This is a genomic window from Rhizobium sp. R634, assembly GCF_002211305.1.
Classification (GTDB): Bacteria; Pseudomonadota; Alphaproteobacteria; order Rhizobiales; family Rhizobiaceae; genus Rhizobium.
In genome coordinates, this window is the sequence record NZ_LOKW01000029.1 from 1 (window position 1) to 24,817 (window position 24,817).

Below are 24,817 nucleotides of genomic sequence, written 5' to 3' on the forward strand. Positions count from 1 at the left end.
CGCCACCGTCGAGCGTGTCGTTGCCGGATCCGCCTGATATGGCGTTGGCCGAGGCATTGCCGGTGCCGGTGAAGGCAACCGTGCCCGTATAGGTCAGGTTCTCGACATTGGCGAGTGCTGCCAGCGAGTAGCTGGCAAGTGCCGTCTCGATCGTGTCGGTGCCGGCACTTGCGGCTTCCGTCACCACGTCGCCTGTATTGTCGACGATATAGATGTCATTGCCCGCTCCGCCGACCAGCGTGTCGGCGCCTGCGCCGCCGTCGAGGATGTCGTTGCCGGCGCCGCCGGTGATGACGTTGACCGCGGCATTGCCCGACCCGGTGAAGTCGCCCGTGCCGGTGAAGGTCAGGTTCTCGACATTGGCGAGCGACGCCAACGAATAGCTGTTCAGCACCGTCTTGATCGTGTCGGTGCCGGCGCCGGCTGCTTCCACCACCACGTCGCCTGCGTTGTCGACGACATAGATGTCGTTGCCAGCCCCGCCTGTCAGCGTGTCCGCACCCGCTCCACCGTCGATCGTATCGGCGCCTGCCCCGCCGGTGATCGCGTTGGCCAGTTCGTTGCCGGTGCCGGCAAAGGCCGCCGTCCCGGTAGAGACGAGGTTCTCGACATTGGCGCCAAGCGTGTAGGCGGCCAGCGCCGTCTTCACCGTGTCGGTGCCCTCGCCGGCATTCTCCGTCACCACATCGCCAGCATTGTCGATGACATAGGTGTCGTCGCCCGTGCCGCCGACCATCGTATCGGCACCCGCTCCCCCGACAATCGTATCATTGCCGGCAAACGCCAGGATCAGGTCGTTTCCAGCAGCGCCGTCTATCGTGTCGTCGCCGGTCCCGCCCGTCAAACTATCGTTGCCGGCTGTGCCGACAACGTCGATGCCATTCCCCGTCGTCGATGACAGATAGGACTGATTGACCGCGAGAGCGACCGCGAAGTCAGCCTTGGTTGTGCCGGATCCAAGAGCGGAGGTCCAGAATGATGCTTCCGACGTGGTCGGCGTCCTGCCAAGAGCATTGACAAAGAACTGGTTGACGAGATCCGCTGTCGAAAGGCCGCCATAGAGGGTTGTGAAGGCGGAGGAGGAGAGAATGTCGTTGGCCACCTGGAACTGGGTCTCGGTACCGCCGGTGATGGCGGTCGCCTTCGACGCCGCTTCGCTTGTCGATGGATCGCGGCCAAGCAGGACGCGATAAAGACGATCGACGGTTTCGGTCGCCGCGGCCTTGTCGGTCGAATGCAGGTATTTGCCAGAGGTCACATTGGTCGTAATGTGGTCATCGCCGACGACCTGGTGTTCGGCGCTTTCGGAAATGGCGAGGACCAGCCCCGCTCGCGTAAGGCTGCCGGAACTCAGCTTGCCGAGCCATGTCTGCATTTCGCTGACGGATGCGTTCCGTCCATAGGCATTTTGATAGAGCACTTCAACAAAGCCGACATTCGACAAGGTCCCGTAGTTCGACGTGAAGGCTGCGCTTCCGATGAGGTCGGTCGCAAGTTGCGTCGCGTTGAGGGCACCCTGGGTCAGGTAGGTCCCGAGCTGCTCGCGCTCGGAGTTCTGCATGTCGCGGTCGAAGACGACATCGTAGATCCGCTCCATCTGGGCCAAATCGAGGTTTTCCTCGGTCATTTCGATCTGCGCCGATCCGCTGAGACCACGCACATTCGACCAGGTGATGGTATCGATGCCATCGGGATCGATCCCGTGCCGGACATAGGCGGTGACCGAACCGGTTGTCGAAACCGCTTCCCAGCTATACGAGCCGTTCGCCTCGGCGGCGACCGATATGAATTCATCGCCGAGATCGGTCGGCGCGCTCGTTGGATCGGACGGCGTGTCCGGCGACAGGATCGTTACATCAGTGCTGCGCCCATCGTCATCGACGTTGATGACGAAACCGTCGGCTGAACTGTCCGCCGCGCCCGTGCGCCAGGACTTGCCTGTCGGATAGTCGAGCGACTGATAAGTGTTTCCTGCCGCATCGGTATTGAAGAGCTGGCTCTCGTCGATAACGCCATCACCATCGTGATCGAAGTCGGTGACGATCTCGAGGCCATCGGCGCTCGTGATGCGGACAAAGCCGCTTCGTTTGGTCCCGTCGCTGTAATAGGTCGTATTGGTCTCGACCAGCTCCCCGTTGGCGTCGACGGTCGTGGTGTCGATCTGTGATTCCGAGACACGTCCGGCTGAGTCGAGCTGAGAGAGCTGTGTCTTGCTCAGCCCATCGGCGCTCGTGGTGCTGGTCACCCTGTCGAGGACGGCAATACCATCGGGGGCGAGGTCGGTAATGGTCTCGGTACGGCTGCCGTCCGGGTTGAGAACGGTCACATCCGTTCGCCGGCGATCGACCACGCCGTCCCCGTCCGAATCGAAACTGTAATCCGTCTCCAGACCGCTCGCGCTGACCGACGTCGTCGAGCGATCCTTAAGAGTGCCGTCGGCATTGAAATTGGAGAGCGTCGTCGTCCTGACGCCATTGCCGGCCGTCACAGTCGTTTCGCTGTGATCGGCAACGCCGTCGCCATCGCTGTCGCGGCTCTCCGTATGCGACAGGCCGTCAGCGCTGTCTGCGGTCGTCTCCGAACGCAGCAGATGGCCGGTGACCGTATTGAAAAGTTGGACAGTCTCCGTCTTGCTGCCGTCGACTTTCCGGATCGAGGTGTCGGTCTTTGCCGTTTTCGTTAGAAGGGTGGTCACGGTGTTCGTAATCAAGCCATCTGCTGAAACCGTCTGCACTTGCTGGTCGACCAATCCGGTGACACCAGAACCTGATATCGCGGTGCCGGCGCTGCTCGTCGTCGTCGTGCTGCCGTCGCTATTGTGGGCGGTAAGCGCGGTTGTGGCCCAGACGTGATTGCCGCTCCATTGCTGGGTGACGAGATCGCCGTTGGCGGAGGTGGTTTTGATGACCTGATCGATCACCTGGCCCGTCGTGTTCGTGTCCCGCAGCGTTTCCGTGCGCGAGCCGTCCGCGTTCAGGACCGTCCCGTCGAACATCGTCTCGCTGTAGGAATCGCTGTTGTCGGAATTGGTGAAATCGTTCTTGACGGTCTTCCTCAATCCATTGGCACTGATCGTGGTCGTCTTGATTTCATTGAAGGCGACCGGGTTATTGATGCCGTAGGTTTCGACGATCGTTACCTTGGAGCCGTCGGCGTTGACCGAGCTGACCGTCGTCTGGGCATTGGTCGGCGGAATGCCGTTCGACAGATCGCTGGTACTGCTTCTCCCATCGGCGCTCGCTGTCGTCAGCGTGTGGACGTATTTGAGGCGATTGACGCCGGCAACCCCGTCCTCAACATCGAGAATACTGCCGTCCGCATTGCGCGTACCGACCTCCTGAACGGTCTTGTCGACGGAAGAATCGCTGCCGATATAGGTGTCGGTCGTCAGCGTCTGGCCATCGGCGCTGATCGTCTTGACCGTCTTGCCTGTCTGCACGCTCCCGTCGCCGTTCGTCTGGGTGGCCGTGACGGTTGTAGATCCGTCGGCATTGGTCGCGCTCGAGGTCACCGACCGGCTGTCAAAATCGCCATCGCCATCGGCGTCCGTTGCTACGGTCTTGATCAGGCCGTCGGCAGACGTCGTCGTGACGACGCGCTTTTCGAGAACGGTCCCATCAGGACTGAAGGTCGAGACGCTGTCGACGGTGCTTCCGTCGGCAGAAACGGTGACGGACTCGACCGTGTCGAATCCTCCGTCACCGTTCGCATCGGTTTTGATCGTCTTCGTCTTGCCGTCCGCCTGCTCTGTGGTGACGAGCCGGCTTCTGAGTGTCGCACCGGTGGCAATGGTGATGGTCTCGGTTGTCGATCCATCGGAATTGAGCGTTATTATGTCAGTGGTCGTCGTATCGATCTGGCCGTCGCCGTCGGCATCGACAGCCGTGACTTTGTCATAGCCGCTATGGCTTGTCGTAATGGTTGTTCGATCAATGAGGGTGGTACCATCCCCCGCATAGTCGGAAATGGTTTCGGCTTGCGATCCGTCGGCTGAAAAGGTCGTAAAGTCATCTGCGACGCGATCGAAGATCCCGTCCCCGTCGAGGTCCAGCTGGATGGCGGTACGCCGGCCGTTCGCGCTCGTTGTCGTGACCTGGCTGTCGGCGCGATTGGCAGTCGCAGTGCCGGTCCCGGCATAGTCCGAAACCGTCTCTACGCGGCTTCCGTCGGTATTGAGCTGCGTAACATCGATCGTGTGCTGATCGGCATCGCCGTCACCGTCGATGTCGGTCGTGACAAGCGAGGTCAGGCGATCGGCGCTTGTCGTCGTCACCGAAGACTGAAGAAGATGTTTGCCATCGGCGCTGTAGGTCGATGTCGCCGTCGTTTCGCTGCCGTCGGCGGCAGTGACCTGGGCCGTGACCTGTTCCGGACTGGAGAACTGGTCGAGATAGGTGCTGGTCGTGATGTTCAGATGATCGGCACTTGTTACCGTCACAGTCTTGCTGAGCTGCGTCGATGACGACCCCGCGGTGTCGATAACGGTACGGGTCTGTGACCCGTCGGCGTTGAGGACCGTCGTGTCCTGTTCCGAGATATCCTTTGCGGTGGAGGATCCGAGATATCGATCGACCGTCGTGCTTTTTCCATCAGCGCTGACCGTTGTTACGGCCTTGCCAGTCTGGACGCTGTGCGCGCCGTTCCAGTTGATCAGCGTTGTGGTTGACGAGTTGTCGGCACCGATGACGATTGCCGTATCAGCCTGCTTGTCGAAATCGCCATCGCCGTCCTCGTCTGTGCGCACATTCTTCGACAACCCGTCGGCCGACGTCACCGTGACCGTCCGGTTCGACAGGATCGTTCCTGCCGGATTGAAGTCCGAAAGCGTATCCGTGATAGTCCCGTCACCGGCGACCGTGATGGTTTCGACGGAATCGTAGCCGCCATCGCCATTCGTGTCGGTCTCGATGGTCCTGGTACGGCCGTCAGCGCTCCAGGCGGTGACCGTGCGATCGCGCAGCGATAGACCAGCGTTGGTATCCGTAACGGTCTCGACACGGCTGCCATCGGCCGCAATCACCGTGCTGTCCTGGCTTTTCTCTTCGAAAGTGCCGTCGCCATCGGCATCGGTACTCGTGGAGCGCACCAGGGAATCGGCGCTCAACGCCGTCACTGTCTCGCTGAGCAGTGACCCATCCGCGCCGCGATTGACCTGTGTAGCCGTCGATGTGCCGTCGGCATTGACGACGATCACATTGGAAGCGCGCTGATCGGTCAGACTATCGCCGTCGAAGTCGGAGCTGATGGTCTTGCTTCGGCCATCGCCGCTCGTCACCGTTACCGTCTCGTCGATGCGGCTGCTGCTAACAGAACTCGTGCCTGCGTAGTCGCTGACATGTTCGGTCCGCGTGCCATCCCCCACGACGGAAATCATGTCGGCCGTGGTCGCGTCAACGATACCGCGCCCGGTCGAATCCGAGCTCTTGGTCGTCGAAAGGCCATCGCCGCTGGTGATGGTTGTCGTCTGATCCCTTTCGGAACCGTCGGCGTTGAGGTCAGTGACCGTCACAGTGAGAGTGCCGTCCGCGGCGGTCGAATCCGTCTCCCGCTGCGTCGTGTGGCCGCCGCCAGTCTGATCCCTTGATATCGTAACAAGCTTTCCATCAACGCTGGTGACCGTCGTCGTGCTGTCGGTCAGGATCGTCCCGCCATTGCCGAAATCGGAAAGCGTTTCGGAACGGCTGCCGTCGCTTCCAATCGCCGTCACGTCAGTCTGTCGCTGATCGATGACGCCGTCGCCATCGGCGTCTATCGTCAGGGTGCGGTTCAACCCGTCCGCCGAAGTCACCAGGATGCGCTCGGACTGAAGGCTTCCATCAGTGCCGCTGACCTTCGTGTCGATGACCGTCGACCCGTCTGCGAGATGGGAGGTCGAGATTGACGTGATGACGCCGGTCTTGTCAAAGGCGAGCGAGACGTCCGCGGCCGTTCCGGTAGAGCCGTTCGCCCGCTGAAACGCCGCCGTGCCGCTGATCTTTGAGCCATCGGGCTGCTCCGTCGCCTGATTGTTCGAAATCAGATCGATCGACGTGATGCCGAGATCAGCAAGGCTTTTGAGCTGCTGCGTTCCATCGGCCTCTGTCACCACAACCTTGAAATCGGCAAAACGGCTGTCGCCGGCATCGAGCTTTCCGTTATGGTTGGTATCGAAGACATCGCGCAGCGCCTGCATGTCGGTAGTGGCGGTCGTGTCCCAAGCGGTAAAATCGATCTCGCTTTTTTGGTCGACCTTGCCGTCGCCGTTCGCGTCGATCGCAAGCACGCCGTCACCGGCCGCTGCCCAGGCCGTCAGGTGCTGCTTGCCGTCGCCGGCCATGTCCAAATAGGTGATCGACGAGGTCTGCTGTGTCAGCTTGATGCCGTTGCCGTCCAGGTCGAGGACGATCGGTTCGTCGTCCGGACCCTGGTCATAATCATCTTCGCCGAGGCCATCGTCGACTTCCGGAAAGTTTCCGCCCTCGTCATAAGTTCGCGGCCCAACGTCGGGGTCTGGACTGTTGTAGGTGTATGTTCCGGTGTAAACGCCGCCTTGATAATCGTCTGACGAACCGGTCGAGTGAGTGCCACCACCGCTCGATGAAGATGAGGATTGCGACGGCCCGTCTGCTTCGTCACTCTGGTTGTCGTAGTCATGCGTTCCCTCGCCGCTCGAGAATGAATTGGAGCCGGAGGAACTTGAACTGCCGCTGTACGAGCCGCCGCTGCCCCAGTCGTCCTGATAGAAATAGTCCCAGGATTTCGGAGCGCTTGAGGTGCTAGTGAACCCGAAATTCCCGGGATCGGTAAAGTAGCTCGCGGACGGATTCACGAGGTTCGCTGATGAAAGCGGCACTCCGCCAAGATACGTTGTTGCAAAAGGGGTCGTATCAAAGAGCGACACGTCCGCTGGCGATGGGCTGTTTAACTCGGCAAGCCTGTCGTCCTCGCCGGCGTTTGCGTCGTCGGGACCAAGCAGAACGTCTAGCGTAACAGCTGCCGGCAGACTCCCAATTACGCCAATAACACCGAGCGTCCCTTCCGCAATTGAATTGTCGGCTATCGCGTCCAGTCCAATGCCTGCAGCGTTATCAATACCTGCAATAATGTTGCCTATTTTTTGGTAGGAGTACGAGTTATCCCAAAAAGCTTCATTTATGGAATTTGCAATGCTTCTGGCTTCTTCCAGAGAATCACCAATTGAATACCGAGCATTTGTGAATAGATCGCCGGAATACAAGGCGTCCTTCATTTCTTTCTGCAGCCCGGTGAAAGCGGAGCGTAGGTCAGGTAAATAGGATTCCAAATCTTCACCGAGACCTTTTACGAAGATTTCGGTCTTCTTACTGAGTGCCTCGAGAGGTTTGGTGTAGGATGCTAAATGTCCACCTGTATGAGGAGAGACATTCTCTTCGATGGCTTCCCATTGGGTTGTTGGGAGCTTCAGCAAGTTTTCTTCGTCGTTGACACCCATTTCTAGCTTCTCATACAAATCTCCGAAAAGCTTGAACGTGTTTTGTGTAATGACGTGATGCACTGCCGTTGGGCCGGTGAAAGTCGAGACCATTTGAAAGTCCTACCGAAGTATTTGGGATCAGCGCGTAATTTTTGAAAAGGATATTCCAGTTATATCATCGGCTTTACATCGAGCCCTGAATTGCTCGTCACAGAAGATCATCAGCCAAGATTCTACCAGCCTAAATACATGCGACTGCCTTACTATTTCAGGCTTGAAGGTAATTTTTGGCGGTTGGAGAGACGGAAAGAGATATTGACCGAAACGCGATACAGTGACATTCGATTGCTCCAGATCCACCGCTTCGGGAAAGGCTTTAGTGATAGTGCCTATCCACAATTCAGGGGCCTCGTCGCCATTGCGGAACTTGGTAACGCAAGGTCTAAAGTCGCAATCTCCTGGCGCCAGCTCTTCGAGCACGGTTTTCATTTTGCTCGAGATAAGAAAGAATCCATCTCTCATGTCGAAGTCGCGCGGACCACGGGCGAGACTTCGATCAAAGACGAAGTGAGGCGGTTCGAGATATTCCGGAAGTCGCCACGGTCCGTGCGGCAAGACATGTCTGCCGTCCGGCCAAGCCGTCACAGGCGAAATACCGCCTCCGTCGGCTTGTAACCGCTCGCGATTCACTAACTCCCAGCCGGTTCCTCGATCACTACGAGCAGTTCCGACTTCATAATAGGTAATAGCTTTAGATTTCACGATCTGACCCTCGACAAAGACTGCCGTTACTGAAATCGTAGGCAATAAACATTTGTTTGATAGAAGAGTGACCGCTCGATACTCACCGGGACCTTTTGTGTCTTTGAAACGCCTACGGTGTGTCCGTCCCTTAGATCTGGGCGTGCTTGAATGAGATAGCCCGCGAAATCGAAAATGAACCCGTGAAGTTCACTGACCGAGCCGGGGTAACCTCGCGCTTCGACCTCCCTCACCCCGAAATCGGCCAGTCCTTTGGTCGATGCGAGAATGCTCGGCATAGGGAAAGCATTGTCTGCCTCCTTCGCAAAAAAACACGAAACAAAAAGTGGAACCGCAACTTGGCTGGTTTGCTTGAGAAGCGCTTGGGCTACCTTGCGTGGTAGAAGTGCCCCAGACGAGGGGTATGCCGATCCTATGGCGGAGCGTTCAGCTTCAAAAACTGCAGCAAGGATGCGCTGCAGTACCATGGCGCGAGGGATTGCATCGCCGCCGACCACGGTCACAACCACATGTGATCGGTGGCGGCTAATCTCAGACCATGCGGTCGGCCAGAAGCGCGCGTTCCGAATTTCGGGATCGGCTTCCCGTATGGGTGCGGGAGCCTCAATATGCATCACTGTACACAGCAACCCGTCTGCGACGAAAACGATCGGCGTTTCCCTCGCGCTCGCCGTTGCGTCCGTGCCGATATTGGTTGACGGAAAAGCATTCCGAAGCAGATGCAGGAGGTTTCCACTATCTGATAGCTTGCTCTCCGAGAGAAAAACGAGGGCCGCCATGGCTGCACCTTTGTTCTCCTCCTGATTACCGATAGGCATGTTTTCTAACCCCTTAAGTTTCCACGACGCCTGAACGCCGCTTGTAGTCCGCGCAGCAGCCTACCTCATAGGCCCGGCACTCAAAACCAATGCATTCATCTTCAGTGGACGGTCATTCGATTTTCCCAGTGACACTTCGAAAGACTTGCTCACTCACCGCTCCCTCATCGCTTCACTCGCCACCTCTAAGAGAGGCGAAAACACGTAGCTAAGAATCCGCCGTGATCCGGTCCGAACCTCTGCTGTCGCAGACATTCCCGGCGAGAGCGGCACGTCCGTTCCGTCAGCCGTCACCGCATCCTTTTCGAGTGTCAAGGTGACAGCAAACACCAGGTTTTGCGTCCGCTCGGCGCCGGCAAACATTGAGGCTTGCGGAGCTGCAGCGGGATCATCTTCACGCCGGGCGGCATCCGGCTCTGGGATAGCATCCGTTGCAACCTTGCTTATTGTGGCGGAAACAGTGCCATATTGCGTGAACGGGAACGCATCCAACTTGACGATTGCGGGCTGGCCGACATGAAGGAATCCGATGTCCCGGTTCGGGACATAGACCTCCAGCTCCAACGCACGGCCTGCAGGAACCACTCGCAGCACTTCTTCCCCGGCGGTGACCACCTGGCCCTCCGTCGAGATGCTCGACGCCTGTACAATGCCGTCGATCGGACTGCGTATGGTCATCTGCCCGAGCTCGGACCTCGTCTTGGCCAGCCGTTGTTCGAGATCCTCGGCTTGACGTTCCGCATCCCCGAGCTTCTCAGTCTGTTCGCTGATGAAGGCACGCCGCGTCTTTTCGATCTCGGAATTCAGGACATCGATCCCCGCAATCGCATCGGCCAATTGCCCCTTCTGAACCGACAGCTGCGTGCGCTGCGTCTTCAACGTTTCCGTGGCATCGATCACACCTGCGGCCGGCCCAGCATTCTGTTCCACGAGCGTGTTACGCATCGAGACGCGCTGTTGCAGCGTCTCGACAAGCGATGCCTGCTCTCCGATCGTCTCTTCAAGATGATCCCGCTCGACTTCCCGCTGGCGAATCTGACTTTGAAGCGATCTCAGAGAACCGTCGAGCTGGCCGAGATCGCCAATGAGGATGGCAGCCTCCCGCTTGCGAAGGCTGTCCGGAACATCTGGAGCCCAGGCGATATGCGCACTGCCGGTGGCCGGATCAGCCAGCGCATCCAGCGCAGCCTGCCTGCGAACGATCTCAGCCTGCACGGATGCGAGTGCCGTCGCGGCATCCCGTTCGTCCGCTGCGGCTTCAGTGGGATCTAGCTGGAACAGAACGTCGCCGCGGCGCACTTCGGTTCCATTGGCGGGCGGGAGCAAAACCACCTTCCCGCCATAGAGCGGTTGGACGGTTTTCACCCGGCCGATCGGCTGGATCTTGCCTTGGGCGGAAGCGATAATGTCGATCCTGCCGATATAAGCCCACCCTAGCGCGATCGTTGCCAGCAGGCAGATGATCACGATGAGGGCGATGCCGACCGGTGATGGCGGCGTTTCGAGGACCTCGAGTGCGGGCGCCAGAAATTCGTGATCGGATCGGGTTCGCGACCGGCTTGGCAAGGCAAGGGCAATCCGGTTTGCAGCGCTCATGCGTGAACCCTCGCATCGTTCTGCAAAGCCCAGAGCCTGGCAAAAAGACCATCCGATTTGCGGAGCAGCTCTTCGTGCGTACCCATCTCGACAATGTGCCCGTCCGCCATGCCGATGATCCGATGACAGTTTCTGACCGCAGCAAGGCGATGGGCAATGATGATTGCGGTACGCCCCTGAACGATGTGGCGCATGTTCTCCTGCACGACCCGCTCGCTTTCGTAATCGAGCGCACTGGTCGCTTCGTCGAAGATCAGGAGCGGCGGATTGGTGGCGAGCGCCCGGGCAATCGCAATGCGCTGGCGCTGGCCGCCCGAGAGATTGGCGCCTCGTTCCTCGATCAGAGTGTCATATCCCCGGGGCAGCCTTGAGATGAATTCGTCGGCCCCCGAAAGTCTCGCCACCGCCATGACCTGCGCCCGCGGCAGCGCCGGATTGGCAAGCGCGATGTTTTCGTGGATCGTCCTGTTGAAAAGAAGGTTCTCCTGCAGGACCACTCCGATATGGCCACGGAGCCAGGCGGGGTCCGCCTGCGAAACATCCATCCCGTCGAGCAGGACCTGCCCCTCGTTTGCCAGATAGAGACGCTGGATGAGTTTCGTGAGCGTCGACTTTCCCGAGCCCGATGCCCCGACGATGCCAACAACCTCGCCCGGCCTGATCTGCAGGTTGATCCGCTTAAGAATGTCCTGGCTACCTGCCCGATAGCGAAACGTCACATTGCGAAACTCGATCAATCCCTTCGGCGGGGGAAGAGTGAGGCGCGTGGCCGGGGCCTGCTCCACCGGCGTATTGAGGATATCGCCGAGCCTGTCTATGGAAATCTGTACCTGCTGGAAATCCTGCCAGAGCTGAGACAGCCTGAGAACCGGCGCAGTCGCCTGGCCGGCGATCATGTTGAAGGCGACCAGCGAGCCCACGGACAATTCGCCGTTGATCACCGCGCGAGCGCCGAAGAGCAGCAGCAGCGCCGTCGAAAACTTGCTGATATACTGGATGACGTTCTGGCCACCGGCGCCAAGCAATGTCGTCCCGAAGGCGGTCTTAACATAGGCCGCAAGCTTCTCTTCCCATTGCGCCTGCATCACCGGCTCGACCGCTGAAGACTTGACGGTCTGTATGCCGATGATCGTCTCGACGAGCAGTTGCTGGCTAACGGCGCCGCGGTTGAACTTTTCCTTGACCATGTCGCGTAGCGGCGGGCGCACCAGCAAACCCACCATCGCGTAGAGCGGGATGGAACCCAGGACGATGAGCGTAAGGCTCCACGAATAGAGCCAAAGAATGCAAAGGAAGACGATCGCGAAGACCAGGTCGATCGCTGCAAAGAGGCCCTGTCCAGTCAAAAAGTTCCGGATCGTCTCCAGTTCACGCACCCGGGCGACCGTCTGGCCGGCCGATCGGGTTTCGAAATAGCCGAGCGGCAATCGCAGCAGGTGGCGGAAAAGACGCTGGCCGAGCTCAACATCGATCCGGTTGGTGGTGTGGGACAGCGCATAGGTCCGAAGATACTGCAGAACGACATCGAAAAGCCCAATGATCGCAATGCCTGCAACAAGCACGAAGAGCGTCGAATAACCTTTGTGCGTCAGAACCTTATCGACCACGACCTGAAAGAATAATGGCGTCACCAACGCGAAGATCTGGACGAAGAGCGAGGCAACAAGCACGTGTGCCAGCGGTTTGCGGTAGCGCCAGATCGAGGGTAGAAACCACTTCAGTCCGAATATCCTGGGATCTGCTCCCGCACCGCCAAGCTTTCGGGCGACAAGGATCGCCGAAGCGCCGCATTCCCGAAGAAGATCGCTGGCGGTGACTTCACGATCGATGCGCGTTATCGGATCGACCAGCCGGTAGAGGCCCGACGCCATCGGGCCTCCCAGAACGGCAAAGGTTCCTTCGGAAAGGCGAACGATAGCGGGCACTGGCAGGGTTTTCAGCCGCGCCTCTGTCAGATTAATGGTCGTTCGCGCCTTGAGCCCAATTGCCGCTGCCGCGCGTAGAATCTCACGCTCGCCCGCCACCCCGGTGCCGAGTGATAATTCATGGTGGAGGTGGGTGGGGTCGGCTGCAATCCTGTAATAGGCCGCGATCCCGCACAGCGCACGCAGGCCGCTATCAAGCGGCTGTGCCGGAGCATTGGCGATACCAGCATCAAAGCTGCCCATGCGGGGGTCATTTCCTTAGCCAAGCTACGGAGAGAGAATGGTCTCCCCGATAGGTGTTGTTTATGCGCCCCCGCACTCGCTTTTGGTATTGGCGCCTCACAAGAAACGCCATGTGCAATTTTGTCGCATCTCGCGCCGTTTACTCTTTAAACGCCGATATCCAAACGTTGGCGCATAAAAATATACAATACCCCAAAACAATACAGTATATAAAATCACAACTGCGCCCTTTTCGATTGGATTAACGCTATCTATACACAGGTTACTAAAAATATCATTGATCAGCATGCAGTACAGGCCGCCTATCCGATGCTGAACCATGAGGGTCAAGCCAAGTAAGCAGTCGAGGCGAAAGCCGGAGGCTCTGGCCGTGTCAGAGAAACGAAACCCTGGCTGGCTGATAGTCTTCATGACGCCTGGAGGTAGGCAGGCATCCGGCTGTTGGGCGTTCTTTACGACTTTAACTGAGGGGCTGTTCTGCTCGCCTGCCGGGATAGTTCCCGTCGATACGTTACGCCGCAAACTGGGTGTAGCCGGGTGCATTCTATTTCCAAGTGCGACAAGATGGGCCTGACCTCTACCCTCAAAAACGGCATGATGCGCTTGGGTTAGTTTCTCCATTGTGTCAGATCGTCGGCGGCATCGAGGACGGGGAGAAAAGCGTGGGAAGCCGCGTTACGCGAAGTCCGCGAGGAAACGGGACATCATCGCCATGCTGCCGGTCTTCGTCGGCTTCGTGAATGTCGATGCGGCTGTGGTCATCAATGACGAGCACAGCGAATTTCGATGGTTTCCTTCGAAACTGCGCTGAAGATGGTGCCGTTTGCGGGCCAGCGGCATGTGCTGAAACATGTAGAGACAGAATTCGTAGATCGGGAACCCGTGCGGCACCTTCTCATACACAAGGCTTCGCCGGAATCTTGACCTTTTGGCCGGGCATTCCGAATTATCGGCACGCTCCGACGTTCACATGCCGCTAACCAGGAAAATTTGCGGCAAGCCCATCTGTGGCCCTGGCGTTCAGGATCGTCCTGGCAATGTCGGCGAAGCCAAGCCCTGCGGGCTGGGCGGAGATCCATTTCGGCGCATGCTGCAGATGCGGAAGTATAGGAACGATGTTGCCGACGCCGAAAGAGTTCGGGATGAAACCAAACATCGGCGCATCATTGCGAGAATCGCCGACGAACGCGGTGACGGAAGGCAGTTCTGTGGGATCGACCCCGAACATGGCGGTCAGGAGGCGCTCGCTCATGGCGCGTTTGTCGTAGTCGCCGATCCAGGTGTTGATGTGGATGGAACTGATGGCGACGGTTCCGCCCATTGCCCTGATATCGGAGGCCAGTTCCTCGACGGCGTGCGCATCCTGCCCGTGAATGTCGATCGCCACGTCGGCCAGGCGGAACACCTGGTCATGGGCAAGCTTGAATGTGCCGCCTTTTTTTGAAATCAGATTCTCGATCGCCTGGAGATGCCGGCGTTGACGCTCACCCTGCAGAGCGCCGTTCTCCCAATAGTCGAAAACAACCTCGCCGCTGCGGCGCGTAACGGAATAAGCGCCGCTTTCGCCGATGACCGCGGCAACCGGCCAGGCCCGGACGATGTGTTCGCACCACCCGGCGGAACCGCCCGTGACCGGAACGACGGCAATGCCGGCGCGGCTGAGATCCCAAAGGGCGTTATAGGTCTGCGGCAGAAGCTTCCCTTCAGTCGTCAGCGTATCGTCGATATCGGTGAAGAGATAACGCACATGCTGCAACTCAATCGCGGATGGCGCCAGATCTACGAAGGTCATATCGTCTCCTCGCCGCAGGTCACCACCTGCATGCTGCTTTCGGCGAGCACGCCGGCGACGGGTGCATCGGCCGGCAGCCGATCGGTGTAAAAGCGGGTGATCTTGTTGAAGGGCGCAACGCGTACGCTCGCATGGCGCGTCCATTTGCTGACGTCGGCGGCCAGAACGCGCGTCTGCGCATTCTCGAGCAGCGCATTGGTGATCTGCGCTTCGGCATAGCTGAAGTCCATCAGGCCGTTCAGCGGGCTGAGTGCGCCGGCCCCGACGACCGCATAGGTCGCATAAAATTTCTCGACGAACTTGATCACGTCAGTGCCCACGACGTCACGGTCGTCGTGACGCAGCAACCCGCCGGTGAGATGGACTTCGACGCTCGGAGATTCGCATAGCGTCAGGGCGACGTGGATATTGTTGGTGATGACCCGCAGCCCCTGGTGATCGCGCAAAGCCTCGGCAACGAACTGAACCGTGCTGCCGATCCCAAGTAATACCGTCGCATCCGGGCCGATATCGGCAGCGACCCGCTTGGCGATCTGCCGCTTGGCACGGCGGTTGAGCTGGGCGCGGGCGTTGAGCGAGATGTTGCTGCCCTCGACCGGCACATCGACGCCGCCGTGAAAACGGCGGGCATGACCGAGATCGCACAGCGCATTGATATCGCGCCGGATCGTCTGGGTCGTCAGGTCGTACCGGCGCGCAAGTTCGTCGATATACTGGACGCCTTCCGTTTCGATTAGCGCCAGTATTTCGCGTTGTCGGCTCGATATGACCCGGCTCCCCATTGCCATTCCTTACGAGAGATAGACACTTGGGTCGTCTGTTATCACACCGGTCAAGCCGGCATGCCAAAAAGATGCGAGCTCCCTGGGATCGTTGGAGGTCCAGGCCCGAACCTTGATGCCGTGACGCACAGCCTCTTCAAGAAAACCGATGCTGAGAGACTTGTAGCCAAGATGGACCGTCGTTGCCGGAATCGATCGGAGCACCTCTCTCCAGTCATCCGGCACTTTGCTCCATAGCATGGCCAGCTCATAGCTTGGATTGATTTCGTGCATGCGCTTGAGTGCCGCAGCATCGAAGCTCGATATCATGATCTCAGTCTGCGGCGCGCGTGCCCGAAGATGCTCATCAACCGTTTTCACCAGCTGATCGAGCGATTTGTGATGCGGGTGCTGCTTGATCTCGACATTGGCATTGAGCCCCAGTTCTCCCAAAGCGGACACGACCGCGGCAAGGGTGGGCAGGGGTTCGCCCTTGAAGCGGGGATCGAACCAGGCGCCCGCGTCGATCTTGTCGAGATCGGCTGCGCTGAGGTCCCGGAGGTTGCCCTTCGAAGAGGAGCAACGATCGACCGACACGTCATGGATGACGACCGCCGTGCCGTCGCCTAAAAGTGCGACGTCGAGCTCGATCCATTCGGCCCCCTGCTCGGCCGCCGCCCGAAAAGCGGCGATCGTGTTTTCCGGAGCGACGGCCGATGCGCCCCGATGCGCCTGAACCTCGCTGCGGGAAGGCCCGGATCGTTGCTCTGCTCTTGTCATTGTCTCGTCTCTTTCGTCGCTTCTTGAGGCTTGGGACATTCGGAGGGGCTATGGCCGCACCTCAGTCCGTGCGCCTTCCCGTCTTGCTGTTGAAGGGGTGCATCTGATCGATGCGGGCAAAGACATCGATCCTGGCGGCCTCGGCGAAGTCCGGCCGCCCCTGAACGGTCAGTACGATCGTCTGCTGGCCCTCGCCCAATCTGACATGCAGGTGGCTTTCTCCGCCGATCGGTTCGAGCAATTCGACGATCGCATTCAGGCGGATGGAAGGCTCGGCAGGCTTTTCGACGAGCAGCGCATCCGGCCGAAGTCCGACGATATCCGTTCCTTCGGGCAAAGCGAGGCTTCGCCCGGCCTCGGCCGCATCGAACACCCCGATCGGCACCAGATTCATCGGCGGAGAGCCGATGAAGCCGGCAACGAACAGGCTTGCCGGGCGGTCATAGACCTCGACCGGCGTTCCCACCTGCTCGACCAGCCCGCCATTCATCACGACGAGCCTGTCGGCAAGCGTCATGGCTTCGAGCTGATCATGGGTCACGTAGATGCTGGTGGTCTTCAGCCGGCGCTGCAGCCTGCGTATTTCCACCCGCATCTGCACGCGCAGCTTGGCATCGAGATTGGACAGCGGCTCATCGAAAAGAAACGCGGCCGGTTCGCGCACGATGGCACGCCCCATCGCGACGCGCTGGCGCTGTCCTCCCGACAGTTCGCGAGGCTTTCGATTGAGCATCGGCCCGATTTCGAGGATGTCCGCCGCCTCCTTGACGCGGCGGTCGATCTCGGCGCGAGCCGTACCGCGGTTCTTCAAACCATATTCCAGATTTCCGCGCACCGTCATATGCGGATAAAGCGCATAGTTCTGGAAGACCATGGCAATGTCGCGCTCTGCCGGCTCCGCCTTGTTGACGTTGCGGCCGGCAATCTCGACCTGGCCCTCGGTGATCGACTCCAATCCGGCAATCATGCGAAGCAAGGTTGATTTGCCGCAGCCGGAGGGGCCGACGAGCACGATGAACTCGCCGTCTGCAACGGCCAGATTGATGCCTTTGACAGCGGGAATCGAACCATAGCTTTTCTTGACGTCGACTATATTGATCGTGGCCATTTCATTTCTCCGTTTCGACCAGGCCTTTAACGAAAAGGCGTTGCATGGCGACGATGACGAGGACGGGCGGCAAGGCGGCGAGGATGACCGCTGCCATGACGAGATTCCATCTCGGCTCGGCATCGGCGACCGCCGCCATGCGCTGGATACCCATTACGACGGTGTAGAGGCTCTGGTCGGTCGTGACGATCAGAGGCCACAGATACTGGTTCCAACCCAGCACGAACAGGATGATGAACAGCGCGGCGATATTGGTGACCGAGAGCGGCAGCAGGATATCGCGGAAGAATTTCAGCGGTCCCGCGCCATCGACGCGCGCGGCCTCCATCAGTTCGTCAGGGACGGTGAGAAAAAACTGACGAAACAGGAAGGTCGCGGTGGCCGATGCGATCAACGGAATGATCAGCCCGCCGTAATTGTTCAACATTCCAAGGTCGGCGACCACCTTGTACGTCGGCACGATGCGCACCTCGACCGGCAGCATCAGGGTGATGAAAATCATCCAGAAGGCGAGCGTGCGAAAAGGAAAGCGAAAATAGACGATGGCGAAGGCGGAGAGGATGGAAATGGCGATCTTGCCGACCGCGACACCGACGGCCATGATCAACGAGTTGATCATCATCGGCCCGATCGGAGGTGCGCCGGAACTTGTCATTCCCGACGACAGCATGGTCGAATAGTTCTCGATGAGGTGCGGTCCCGGCACCAGCGGCACGATGCCGGACAGAAAGTCGTTCGGACCGTGGCTAGAGGCGATGAAGGCGATATAGACCGGGAAGACCACGATCGCGACGCCGAAGATCAGGACGAGATGAGCCAGGACATTCAGGAAAGGACGATTTTCAACCACCGTTGACGCTCCTCAATATTGCACGCGGCGTTCGATGAAGCGGAACTGGATCGCGGTCAGAGCAATCACGATGATCATCAGTATGACCGATTGTGCCGCCGAGGAGCCCAGGTTGAGGCCGATGAAGCCGTCGAAGTAAACCTTGTAGACGAGAATTTCCGTGGCCCGCGCCGGTCCGCCCTGCGTCGTCGCATGAACGATGCCGAAGGTATCGAACATCGCGTAAACGATGTTGATGACGACCAGATAGAAGGTGGTCGGCGAGATCAGCGGGAAGACGATCGTCCAGAAACGCTTTACCGGCCCGGCGCCATCGATGGCGCCGGCTTCCTGAAGCGAGCGCGGCACGGATTGCAGCGCGGCCAGGAAGAACAGAAAGTTATAGGAAATCTGTTTCCAGGTGGCGGCGATGACGATCAGGACCATCGCATCATTCGGATTGACAAGATGGTTCCAGCTGACCCCCAGGCTGCGCAGCATATAGGCGACGATGCCGATCGAGGGGTTGAACATGAACCACCAGAGTATGCCGGCGATCGCAGGCGCGACGGCGTAAGGCCAGATCAGCAAGGTCGAATAGAGGCGGGACGTGCGCAGCACGCGCATGGCCGCGGCGGCCAGAATGAGGGCGATCGCGGTGGACAAGACCGTCACCAGAACGGCAAAGACCAGCGTATGGCCAAAGGCGTCCATATAGAGCGGATCGGCAAACAGCCGGCGATAATTTTGGAACCACACGAAGTTCGTTTTGAAACCGAAGGCATCCTGGCGAAGGAATGATTGCCAGAAGGCGGTTGCGGCTGGCCAGAGAAAGAAGACGACGGTGATCAGGATCTGGGGAGCAATAAGCAGATAAGGCAAGACCTTATTGGGAAAGACGGTCCGTTTGGTTTGCATGGGCCCTCACTGACTGATGGAGCGGCAGGGGCCGGCGCGGCCGGCCCCTGCCCTGCAATCGAGCCCTTAGTTGGCGGATTCGAAATCGCGAAGCTGCTCGTTGCCGCGCGCGACAACGGAATCGATCGCTTCCTTCGCGGTCTTCTTGCCGCCCAGCAGCGCCGCGAATTCATCGTCGATGATGCCGCGGACCTGCACGTAATTGCCGAACCGGATACCCTTGGAATTTTCGGTCGGCGTGACCCGCGTCAGCTGCTTGATGCCGACATCCGCGCCGGGATTCTTGTCATAATATCCCTGCTCCTGGCTCAGCTTGTAGGCAGCCTCGGTGATCGGCAGATAGCCCGAGAATTGATGCCAGTCGGCCTGAACTTCCGGCTTCTGAAGATAGGTGAAGAACTTTGCCACACCCTTATATTCTTCTTCCGGGCGGCCCTTCAGCGTCCATAGCGTGGCGCCGCCGATGATCGAATTGAGCGGCTGCGCGATGACGTCGTCATAATAGGGAAGCGGCGCAAAGCCGACCTTGAAATTCTTGGCGTTGTTGATGACGCCAGCCCGGCCGGCCGACGAGTTCATATACATCGCGCATTCCTGCGAATAGAACATCGGAGGGGCGTTATCGCCGCCGACAGGTCCGCCGAATTTGAAGAGCCCTTCATCCTGCCACTTCTTCAGGTTCCCCCAATGGCGGACCGTCAGATCGTTGTTGAAGGTGAATTCCGCATCCAGCCCGCCGAAACCGTTCGCCTTGGTTGAGTAAGGCTTGTCGTGCAGGGCATTGAGATTTTCGGTCTGAATCCATGAAATCCAGGCGCTTGTAAACCCGCATTTTGCGGCGCCCGACTTCATGATCGTGCGCGAAAAGGCTTCCACATCCGCCCAGGTTTTCGGCGGCGTCTCCGGATCAAGCCCGGCCTTCTTGAACACGTCCTTGTTGTAATACAGGATCGGCGTGGAGGAGTTGAACGGCAGGGACAAGACATTGCCGCTGGTGTCGGAATAATAACCCACGACCGGCGCAATGAAATTGTTCTGGTCCCAAGGCTCGCCTTCGTCCTTCATCAGCTGGTACACCGGATAAATGGCGCCCTGGGCCGCCATCATGGTGCCGGTACCGACTTCGTAGACCTGCACGATGGCGGGCTGCTGGTTGGCGCGGAACGCAGCGATGGCGCCCGTCAGCGTCTCATCGTAAGTGCCTTTGAAAACCGGCACGATTTCATAATCGGACTGAGACGCGTTGAAGCCCTTGGCGATTTGCTCGAGCTTCGCGCCGTTCTCGCCCCCCATTGCATGCCACCACTGGATCTTCGTGGCGGCCATCGCCGGAACGGACAAGGACAGGCTGGTCAATCCTGCGGACAGGAAAAAAGCGATCTTATTCATGGTCACTCCCACTTTCTCTCGGTCCGCAGCCTCCCGCTCCAGACGCGCGGCAATGGTAGCAGCCGAGTTTCACTTTGCAACAACGGAATGTTCAAATGAACATATGGAACGCTCGTGTACTGCGCCCGGAGCGGCTGCTCGGCGTCACAGCAGGATCGGCATATTCGGATTTCGCCATCAGCCGCTCAAGTGCTTCGATACAATGTTCAAATGAAAGTCTTGTGTCAGTCGAGCGCGGAAATGCGCTTATCTGTCTGACGCAGAAATTGCACAGTGGAAGCCTGTCCGGGCGAAGCGGCAGGTTCACCCTGCCGCCCTACCCTCTCTACGATCGGGACCCGTCGCCGCCATTTCGATAATGGATCTCCAACAGTTCCGAATAGGCCGAAGCGTTACTCGCCAGGACAGGCTGCCCCTTCAGCAGATCTTCCCCCTCTGTCGAAAAGGGCAGATACTCGCCTCCGGCCTCCTTGACCAGGCAGAAGCCCGCCATGCAGTCCCAGGCCCGCATATGCGGCTCGTAATAGCCGACTAGGCGGCCCGCAGCCACATAGGCGAGCATCAGCGCGCCCGAACCGTTGCGAATGAAGTTGCCGCCGCCGGCAAGCAGTGCCGTTATGATGGAGCCGACACGCTCTGGTGACACATAGCTATTGCAGCCGATGCCCGTCATCGCGTTCTGTATCGTGCGGGACGGATCGAGCCCGAGCATCGTCCCGTTGAGGCTTGCGCCGCGGCCCTGAGCGGCAGCATATAGCTCATCGGCGCAGGGCACCTTGATCACGCCGATCACGGGGATGCCGCCATGCACGACAGCGATCGAAACGCACCAGGTCGGCATGCCGTTGACGAAGGGCGAGGTTCCGTCGATCGGATCGACGATCCAGGTAAAGCCCGAACTTCCCTCCTGATGGCCGAACTCCTCTCCGAGGAAGCCGTCCTCGGGAATTGCCGCGGCAACCCGCTCGCGCAAGAAGGTCTCGACGTTGCGGTCCGCAATCGACACGACATCCTGGAGGTCGCGCTTCGTCTCGATCACGAGGCTCTCGCGCTTGTTGAAATAATCGAGCGCAAGCGCGCCGGCTTCCTCGGCAAGGGATTTTGCCAAACTGAAGCGCCGCTCGAGATCCGTGTCACGCACAGTCATATTTCTATCCTTTATTTGCATTCCAATAGTTCAGGCAGCGATCAGGGCAATGCCGCGGTTTTCGAAGCCGAGTGTGACATCGCTCGACGGCGGAAGGTTTCTTTCGACGGCATGGTCGATGATGAAGAGCGTCCCGACATCGGTTTCGATCTCATATTCGACATGCCCTCCGAGATAGGCGCTGTGGAGAACCCGCCCCGCCAGACCCTGCTGGCCGGGTGCCGCGATCGCGATCGAACCGGGCCTGACGGCCAGTTTCGCCATGCCGGGTTTTGCGCCCCGCCCCGGCAGGCGGTGGTTCACCCCCGCCACGCGGATGAGCGCCTCCGTACCTTCGATGCCGATCACCTCGCAAGGGATGACATTGGCTTCTCCCATGAAGTCGGCGATGAAGGACGATGCCGGCGCTTCGTAAAGCTCGCGCGGCGTGCCGGATTGGGCGATCTCGCCATCCTTCATGACGATGATGCGGTCGGACACGGCCAGAGCCTCATCCTGATCGTGCGTGACATAAACGGCCGTGAAGCCGAGCCGTTGCTGCAGCGCACGGATATCCGTACGCACCTTGCGGCGCAGGCGCGCATCGAGGTTGGAGAGCGGCTCGTCGAGCAGCAGCACCTGCGGCTCCAGCACCAGCGCGCGGGCGACGGCGACGCGCTGCTGCTGACCGCCGGAGAGTTCGGCGGGAAGGCGATGGCCCATGCCGGCAAGGCCGACGAGCGCCAGCCCCTCTTCCGCTTTCTCGCGCGCCTCCTTGCGGCTGAGGCCGGAGGATTCCAGGCCATAGGCGACATTGTCGCGCGCATTCATATGCGGAAACAGCGCATAGGACTGGAAGACCATCGAAACATCGCGCTCATTGGCCGGCAGCATGGTGACGTCCTTGCCGCCAATGAGGATCTTTCCAGCCGAGGGATGTTCGAGGCCGGCGAGCATGCGCAGCGTCGTCGTCTTGCCGCAGCCGGAGGGGCCGAGCAGGGTGACGAGCGTGCCGGGCTCGATGGTGAGCGAGAGGTCCGGGATGGCCGTGAAGGCGCCAAAGGTCTTGCGCACATTTTGGAAGACGACGGAACCGGCTTTCTGGTTGATCATGCGATTTTCTCCTGACGAGAGGAAGCGGAGGTGGCGAGGCCGGCGACGCGGTTTTCACGGCGAAGGCGCCGCTCGCCGACGATGAGCTGGAGGCCGGCGATGACGATGAGCATCACGACGATCAGCATGGAGGAATAGGCGATCGCCACGCCGTATTCGCCATTCTCGACGAGGCCGACGATGTAGGAGGTCGCCATGTTGTATTCGGCGCTGACGAGGAAGATGACGGCGCTGATGGAAGTGATGGCGCGCACGAAGGAATAGACGAGCGCGGCGGTGATGGCGGGGCGCAAGAGCGGCAGAATGACCTTGCGGATCGTGCGGAAGCTGTTGGCCCGGAGCGTCAGCGAGGCCTCGTCCAGGCTCTTGTCGAGCTGGCTCATCGCCGCAATGCCGCCGCGCACGCCGACCGGCATGTTGCGGAAAACGAAGCAGGCGATCAGGATCAGCGCCGAGCCGGTCATTTCGAGCGGCGGCAGGTTGAAGGCCATGATATAGCTGACGCCGATGACCGTGCCGGGAATGGCAAAGCTCATCATCAGGGCGAATTCGAAGGCATTCTTGCCGGCAAATTTCTGGCGCACGATGATGTAGGCGGTGAGCAGACCGACGGCGGCGGTCAGGGGGGCGGAGATCAGTGCGATCTCCATCGTTGTCCAGAACGAGTTCCAGGCGACGCCCGTCCAGGCAATCCCGTTTTCGAAGCTGATCGAAAAGGCCTTGGCGTAGTGGTCGAGCGTCAGCGAATTATCCAGCCCCCAGGTCTTCACGAAGCCGCCGATCAGGATCATGCCGTAGATAACGAGCGTGAAGACGATCCACGGGATGACCAGCGCGTGGACGCCGATCGCCAGCCCGCGCGGCAGGGCGATATGCGATCCGCTATCGCCCTTGCCGGTGACGGTGGCAAAGTTCTTGCCCGACAGCCAGACGCGCTGGGCGAGGAAGGCCGAAAGCGTGAAGGCGAGCAGAACCATGGCGAGCACGGCGGCGCGCGAGGGGTCGTTCTGCGAACCGACGACGGCGAAGAAGATTTCCGTCGAGAGCACGCCATGGCTGCCGCCGAGCACCAGCGGATTGCCGAAATCGGCCATGCTTTCGATGAAGCCGATGAGGAAGGCGTTGGCCAGACCGGGCTTCATCAGCGGCAGCGACACCCGCCAGAACGTGCGCCAGCGGCCGGCGCGCAGCGTCGTGGACGCCTCCTCCATCGACGGGCTGACGCCCTCGACGACGCCGATCAGCACGAGGAAGGAGATCGGCGTGAAGGATAGAACCTGCGCGATCCAGATGCCGGTGAGGCCGTAAAGCCAGCGGCCGGGCTCGATGCCGAACAGGCTTGACAGGCCTTGAGTGACGACGCCGGCACGGCCGAAGAGCAATGTAAGCGCCAGGCCGATGACGAAGGGCGGCGTAATGATCGGCAGGATCGTCAGCAGTCGCAGCCCCTTCTTGAAGGGAAAGCGCGTGCGGGTGGCGACGAGCGCGAAGGCAAGGCCGAGCAGGGTCGAGCCGAGGCCGGTCATGATGGCGAGCCACAGCGTGCGCCAGGCGACACCGCAGCGACCGGCGCCGATCACGCAGTTGAGGCTCCAGATGCTCGGATCCTGAATATTGCGGATGAAGTTGGCCGCATTGAACGAACCGTCGAAATCCTGCACCGAACCGACGAACATGCTGCCGATCGGGTAGAAGACGAAGACCGCGACAAGGAAGACGAGCAACGCAATCGCGCTGACCACGAAGGCATCTCCCTTCATGACGCCGCGCTCGGCAAGACCGAAGGCGAAGAGCAGCACGAAGATGATGGCGGAGAGCACCGCGCCCGCCCCCATGGAGGGCTGGCCATTCGAAAGCGGGCCGAAGAGAGTGTCGCTGACCGTCCAAGTCCAGCCGGAAAAGCCGATGGCGAGGCCCTGAAGCGAGAGGAAGAGAACACCGATCGCGCCGGTCCAGGCCAGCACGGCGCTGCGGCGCATCGGGTCCGCCATGCCGCGGGCGGCGAGCGCCAGGAGGAGAAGCACGAACGCACCGGCAAGCCACAGCCGGCCATGCGCGAATATCTGCACGAGACCAGGAGCGGCCTCCGGGGAAAAGGGAAAACCGGCCAGCCAACCGAATCCGAAAAAGCCGTTCTCGATCCGATACCAGGGCAATAGGGTCAATGCGACCGCGCCCAGGGTCAGGACCATGTCCAGCCTGCGATTGCCATGTTTCATGGCTGA

At 59.7% G+C, this 24,817-nt stretch carries 15 protein-coding genes; all 15 read right to left on the reverse strand.

Translation table 11 applies throughout. The features are described from left to right. On the reverse strand, positions 1-6,808 hold a 6,808-nt coding region (locus ATY77_RS30955), incomplete at its 3' end, for a DUF4214 domain-containing protein (protein ID WP_245314413.1). 762 nt (positions 6,809-7,570) lie between these two features. Beyond that, positions 7,571-8,194, reverse strand: a complete 624-nt coding sequence (locus tag ATY77_RS30960) for a DUF1629 domain-containing protein (protein WP_245314414.1) — start codon at positions 8,192-8,194, stop codon at positions 7,571-7,573. A 26-nt stretch (positions 8,195-8,220) separates the two neighbouring features. Continuing rightward, on the reverse strand, positions 8,221-9,012 hold the full coding sequence (locus tag ATY77_RS30965; RefSeq protein WP_088690245.1) for a DUF4261 domain-containing protein: 792 nt from the start codon (positions 9,010-9,012) through the stop codon (positions 8,221-8,223). A 153-nt stretch (positions 9,013-9,165) separates the two neighbouring features. Further along, complete coding sequence (locus tag ATY77_RS30970; RefSeq protein ID WP_088690246.1) at positions 9,166-10,608, reverse strand: HlyD family type I secretion periplasmic adaptor subunit; 1,443 nt, start codon at positions 10,606-10,608, stop codon at positions 9,166-9,168. After that, entirely contained in the window at positions 10,605-12,776 is a 2,172-nt protein-coding gene (locus ATY77_RS30975) for a type I secretion system permease/ATPase (protein WP_190237719.1), read from the reverse strand. The genes ATY77_RS30970 and ATY77_RS30975 overlap by 4 nt, the downstream gene beginning before the upstream one ends. Before the next feature lie 976 nt (positions 12,777-13,752). Further along, positions 13,753-14,568: an HAD-IIB family hydrolase gene (locus ATY77_RS30985; RefSeq protein WP_088690247.1), complete on the reverse strand. Its 816-nt coding sequence runs from the start codon at positions 14,566-14,568 to the stop codon at positions 13,753-13,755. After that, entirely contained in the window at positions 14,565-15,350 is a 786-nt protein-coding gene (locus tag ATY77_RS30990) for a DeoR/GlpR family DNA-binding transcription regulator (RefSeq protein WP_088690248.1), read from the reverse strand. The genes ATY77_RS30985 and ATY77_RS30990 overlap by 4 nt, the downstream gene beginning before the upstream one ends. A gap of 9 nt (positions 15,351-15,359) precedes the next feature. Continuing rightward, positions 15,360-16,109: a glycerophosphoryl diester phosphodiesterase gene (locus ATY77_RS30995; protein ID WP_088690249.1), complete on the reverse strand. Its 750-nt coding sequence runs from the start codon at positions 16,107-16,109 to the stop codon at positions 15,360-15,362. A 61-nt stretch (positions 16,110-16,170) separates the two neighbouring features. Then, positions 16,171-17,217, reverse strand: coding sequence for a sn-glycerol-3-phosphate import ATP-binding protein UgpC (locus ATY77_RS31000; RefSeq protein ID WP_088690250.1), 1,047 nt, complete (start codon positions 17,215-17,217; stop codon positions 16,171-16,173). 1 nt (position 17,218) lies between these two features. Beyond that, the gene (ugpE, locus tag ATY77_RS31005; RefSeq protein WP_088690251.1) at positions 17,219-18,067 is read right to left on the reverse strand and encodes a sn-glycerol-3-phosphate ABC transporter permease UgpE; all 849 of its coding nucleotides are present in this window, start codon (positions 18,065-18,067) and stop codon (positions 17,219-17,221) included. Positions 18,068-18,079: 12 nt separating this feature from the next. Further along, complete coding sequence (ugpA, locus tag ATY77_RS31010; protein WP_064836614.1) at positions 18,080-18,964, reverse strand: sn-glycerol-3-phosphate ABC transporter permease UgpA; 885 nt, start codon at positions 18,962-18,964, stop codon at positions 18,080-18,082. 66 nt (positions 18,965-19,030) lie between these two features. Then, positions 19,031-20,353: a sn-glycerol-3-phosphate ABC transporter substrate-binding protein UgpB gene (gene ugpB, locus ATY77_RS31015; RefSeq protein WP_088690252.1), complete on the reverse strand. Its 1,323-nt coding sequence runs from the start codon at positions 20,351-20,353 to the stop codon at positions 19,031-19,033. A 325-nt stretch (positions 20,354-20,678) separates the two neighbouring features. Continuing rightward, positions 20,679-21,500, reverse strand: coding sequence for an inositol monophosphatase family protein (locus tag ATY77_RS31020; RefSeq protein WP_088690253.1), 822 nt, complete (start codon positions 21,498-21,500; stop codon positions 20,679-20,681). A gap of 30 nt (positions 21,501-21,530) precedes the next feature. Continuing rightward, positions 21,531-22,592, reverse strand: coding sequence for an ABC transporter ATP-binding protein (locus tag ATY77_RS31025; RefSeq protein WP_088690254.1), 1,062 nt, complete (start codon positions 22,590-22,592; stop codon positions 21,531-21,533). Beyond that, on the reverse strand, positions 22,589-24,811 hold the full coding sequence (locus ATY77_RS31030; RefSeq protein ID WP_088690255.1) for an iron ABC transporter permease: 2,223 nt from the start codon (positions 24,809-24,811) through the stop codon (positions 22,589-22,591). The genes ATY77_RS31025 and ATY77_RS31030 overlap by 4 nt, the downstream gene beginning before the upstream one ends. Positions 24,812-24,817: the final 6 nt, after the last annotated feature.

Bases quoted from the DNA above. Each gene is read 5' to 3' on its own strand.
- ATY77_RS31025 (WP_088690254.1), bottom strand. From the start codon at position 22,592: ATGATCAACCAGAAAGCCGGTTCCGTCGTCTTCCAAAATGTGCGCAAG.
- ATY77_RS30985 (WP_088690247.1), bottom strand. From the start codon at position 14,568: ATGACCTTCGTAGATCTGGCGCCATCCGCGATTGAGTTGCAGCATGTG.
- ATY77_RS30965 (WP_088690245.1), bottom strand. From the start codon at position 9,012: ATGCCTATCGGTAATCAGGAGGAGAACAAAGGTGCAGCCATGGCGGCC.
- ATY77_RS31000 (WP_088690250.1), bottom strand. From the start codon at position 17,217: ATGGCCACGATCAATATAGTCGACGTCAAGAAAAGCTATGGTTCGATT.
- ATY77_RS30995 (WP_088690249.1), bottom strand. From the start codon at position 16,109: ATGACAAGAGCAGAGCAACGATCCGGGCCTTCCCGCAGCGAGGTTCAG.
- ugpB (WP_088690252.1), bottom strand. From the start codon at position 20,353: ATGAATAAGATCGCTTTTTTCCTGTCCGCAGGATTGACCAGCCTGTCC.
- ATY77_RS30990 (WP_088690248.1), bottom strand. From the start codon at position 15,350: ATGGGGAGCCGGGTCATATCGAGCCGACAACGCGAAATACTGGCGCTA.
- ATY77_RS31030 (WP_088690255.1), bottom strand. From the start codon at position 24,811: ATGAAACATGGCAATCGCAGGCTGGACATGGTCCTGACCCTGGGCGCG.
- ATY77_RS30970 (WP_088690246.1), bottom strand. From the start codon at position 10,608: ATGAGCGCTGCAAACCGGATTGCCCTTGCCTTGCCAAGCCGGTCGCGA.
- ATY77_RS31020 (WP_088690253.1), bottom strand. From the start codon at position 21,500: ATGACTGTGCGTGACACGGATCTCGAGCGGCGCTTCAGTTTGGCAAAA.
- ATY77_RS30975 (WP_190237719.1), bottom strand. From the start codon at position 12,776: ATGGGCAGCTTTGATGCTGGTATCGCCAATGCTCCGGCACAGCCGCTT.
- ugpA (WP_064836614.1), bottom strand. From the start codon at position 18,964: ATGCAAACCAAACGGACCGTCTTTCCCAATAAGGTCTTGCCTTATCTG.